This is a genomic window from Paraconexibacter sp. (assembly GCF_041602235.1).
Taxonomy (GTDB): Bacteria; Actinomycetota; Thermoleophilia; order Solirubrobacterales; family Solirubrobacteraceae; genus Paraconexibacter.
The window spans coordinates 1-3,263 of sequence record NZ_JBFIGP010000361.1; the positions used below are offsets into that span (position 1 = coordinate 1).

Annotated in this window: 5 protein-coding genes; all 5 read left to right on the forward strand. The window is 71.0% G+C overall.

Annotation, left to right across the window (positions count from 1 at the left end):
- A partial coding sequence (locus ABYE80_RS18855) for a peptidoglycan endopeptidase (protein WP_372791857.1) occupies positions 1–403 on the forward strand: 403 nt, incomplete at its 5' end.
- A 115-nt stretch (positions 404–518) separates the two neighbouring features.
- Entirely contained in the window at positions 519–1,298 is a 780-nt protein-coding gene (locus ABYE80_RS18860; RefSeq protein WP_372791858.1) for a PspA/IM30 family protein, read from the forward strand.
- The gene (locus ABYE80_RS18865) at positions 1,295–1,573 is read left to right on the forward strand and encodes a hypothetical protein (protein WP_372791859.1); all 279 of its coding nucleotides are present in this window, start codon (positions 1,295–1,297) and stop codon (positions 1,571–1,573) included. Before ABYE80_RS18860 ends, ABYE80_RS18865 begins: the two co-directional genes overlap by 4 nt.
- A 279-nt stretch (positions 1,574–1,852) precedes the next feature.
- Entirely contained in the window at positions 1,853–2,449 is a 597-nt protein-coding gene (locus ABYE80_RS18870) for a CGNR zinc finger domain-containing protein (protein ID WP_372791860.1), read from the forward strand.
- A 26-nt stretch (positions 2,450–2,475) separates the two neighbouring features.
- A partial coding sequence (locus ABYE80_RS18875; RefSeq protein ID WP_372791861.1) for a glutathione S-transferase family protein occupies positions 2,476–3,263 on the forward strand: 788 nt, incomplete at its 3' end.

The following is a 3,263-nucleotide window of genomic DNA, read 5'->3' on the forward strand; positions in this document are numbered from 1 at the left end:
CGACGACGGGATCGCCTCGGCCCCCGCCGAAGCGCCGCAGGCGGTCAAGGAGATCATCTGGGCGGGGAACGAGATCGTCGGCAAGCCCTATCGCTACGGCGGCGGACATGGGGACTTCGAGGACAGCGCCTACGACTGCTCCGGCACCGTGTCCTACGCGCTCGCCGGCGCGAACCTGCTGCAGCGCCCCCGCGACTCGCGGAGCTTCTTCCGCTACGGCTACGGCGGCAAGGGCAAGTGGGTCACGATCTACACCAACTCGGGCCATGCGTACATGACGGTCGCCGGGATCCGGCTCGACACCAGCGCCGCGGGTGACCGTGGCGGCGCGAAGGGCCCGCGCTGGCGTCCGCTGCGCCAGTCGAACAAGGGCTACAGGCTCCGCCACCCGCGCGGCCTCTAGGTCGGTCGGGTCCGCGGCCTCCGATCGGTAGGAGCAGCGCGTCGGGGTCCGATAGGCTCGGAGGCCCGTTCCACACGAGTCCCGAGGAGACCGCATGGCCGGTATGACCGGACGCATGTCCACCGTCATCAAGGCGAAGATCTCGAAGCTGCTGGACAAGGCGGAAGACCCCGCCGAGACGCTGGACTACAGCTACCAGAAGCAGCTCGAAGCCCTGCAGAACGTCAAGAAGGGCATCGCCGACGTCGTCACCTCGAAGAAGCGCCTGCAGATGCAGTCGCAGAAGCTCGAGCAGTCCGTCGTCAAGCTCGACACGCAGGCGCGACAGGCGCTGTCCGCCGGCAACGAGGAGCTCGCCCGCACGGCGCTGGAGCGCAAGCAGCTCGCCCAGACCGAGCTCCAGTCGCTCGACCAGCAGGTCGCCGAGCTCGAGGCGCAGCAGGAGAAGCTGACGGACTCCGAGAAGAAGCTGCGCTCGAAGATCGAGGCCTTCCGGACCAAGAAGGAGGTCATCAAGGCGCAGTACTCCGCCGCGGAGGCCCAGGTCCGGATCTCCGAGGCCGCCACGGGCGTCGGGGAGGAGATGGCCGACGTCGGGCTCGCGATGCAGCGCGCCGTCGACAAGACCGAGAACATGAAGGCCCGGGCGGACGCGGTGTCCGAGCTCGAGGCCGCGGGGACCTTCGAGGACCTCACGCAGCTCGGTGAGGGCACGGACGACATCGACCGTCAGCTCGCCGAGCTCACGAGCTCGAGCATGGTCGACGACGAGCTCGCCAAGATGCGGGCTGAGCTCGGGACGGGGTCGACGTCGGGCGGAGAGCTCGGCGCCGGTTCCGACGCGGAGTCGTCCGACGCACCGGCCGACAAGCCCGAGCAGGGGGAGCAGGCGTGATCGTCCGAATCTCCAACGAGGGGCAGTACCGCATCCCCGACGAGCACCAGGCTCGACTCAACGAGCTGGACAACGCCGTGGTCGCCGCGGTCGCCGCCGACGAGGAGGACCGCTTCCACGCGGACTTCGAGGAGCTCCTGCAGTTCATCCGGTCCAAGGGCGTGGCCCTGGGGGATGACGACCTCGAGACCTCGGACGTGATCGTCCCGCCTGCGGATCTGACGCTGGCGGAGGCCGAGGCCGACTTCACCGGCGACGGTCTCATCCCGGACTGACGGCGAGCCCGTCACCGCATCGGACGTCCGATTCCCGCTGGTGCTCCGGCGGGGACCGGACGTCCATCGCGTCAGGCCGCGAGGAAGCGACGGCGCGGCGGGCGTACCCGACGCGTCCGACGCGAGCGTCGGCTGATGTCGGCGGAGCGGACGTCGACGAGTTGGTGGTTGAGGTTGGACGGTTGGAACATGGGGGTCTCCCTGCGGCTGTAACCGGCGTCATGAAGTAACTGGTTGCAGCGTACGTGACGCCCTGTAACCTCTCAAGAGCTTATGCCGGTGACTTTTCCTGATGGGACCCATCACGACGGCTACTCCGCCCCCGCAGCGCTCGAGCCGCTGCGGCAGTTCGTCAACAGCCACGGCGGCGACGACGGGCCCGACGAGCTGACGACCCCCGCCTCGCTGGCGGGCTGGCTGCAGGCGCACGGACTGCTCACGTCCGACGGCGGGACGGCGACGCCACCCACCGACGAGGACCTCGCGTTCGCCGTCTCGCTGCGGGAGGCCCTGCGATCGCTGCTCCTGAGCAACCACGACGGCGACCCGCCCTCGCCCGCGGCGATCGAGGTGCTGAACGCGGCCGCCGACCGCGCGTGCATGAGCGTGCGCTTCAGCGCGACCGGCTGGAACGTGTGCGCCTGTGGGACGCCCGGCATCCCCGGGGCACTCGGGCGCCTGCTGCAGATGGTCACCGACGCCCAGAAGGACGGCACCTGGACGCGTCTGAAGGTCTGCCCAGCCGGGACCTGCGGCTGGGCGTTCTACGACGTCTCCCGCAACCGCTCGCGGCGCTGGTGCTCGATGGAGATCTGCGGCAACCGGGCGAAGGTCGGCGCCTACCGCGATCGCGAGCGGCAGTCGGCTGGCGCCTGAGGGCTCCGCCTGCTTGGGTAGCGGGGGTGCGGCCTCTCGAGCACCCGGACGAGCGACGCCTCGTCACCATCCCGATCAGCCACTACTGCGAGAAGGCCCGGTGGGCGCTGGACCGGGCCGGACTCGACTACGTCGAGGAACGCCACGTCCAGGTGCTGCACCGCCGCGCGGTACGCCGCCTCGGCGGCGCGGAGACCTGCCCGGTCCTCGCGACCCCGGAGGGGGTGTTCGCCGACTCGCGGGCGATCGTCTTCTACGCCGACGCCGGCTGCGAGCCCGACCAACGGCTCTACCCGCCGGACCCGGGCGACCGGGCGGCGGTCCTCGCGCTGGAGGAGCGCTGGGACACGCTGCTGGGCCCGGAGGGTCGGCTGTGGATGTACTTCCAGACCCTGACGCTGCCCGAGGCCTTCGCCCGCTTCAACCTCACCGGTGTCCCGGATCTCGAGCGGCGCGCCTGGCCCCTGCTGTTCCGCGTCATGACCCCGATGGTCAAGCGGCACCTCGGCGTCTCGGCCTCCAGCGCCGCGCGGGCGGAGCGCAACGTCGACGCCGAGCTCGACGCCGCGGCCGCGATGCTCGAGGACGGCCGGCCCTTCCTGACCGGCGACCGCTTCACCGCGGCGGACCTGACCTTCGCGGCCTTGTGCGCGCCATTGGTCGTGCCGCCGCAGTACGGCGTGCCCCTGCCCCAGCCCGAGGACATGCCGGAGGCGATGGCCCGCCGCGTCCGTGGGTGGCGCGAGCGTCCGGCCGGCGCCTTCGCGCTGCGGATGTTCGCGACGCAGCGCACGCGCCCCGCCGGGGACCGGGC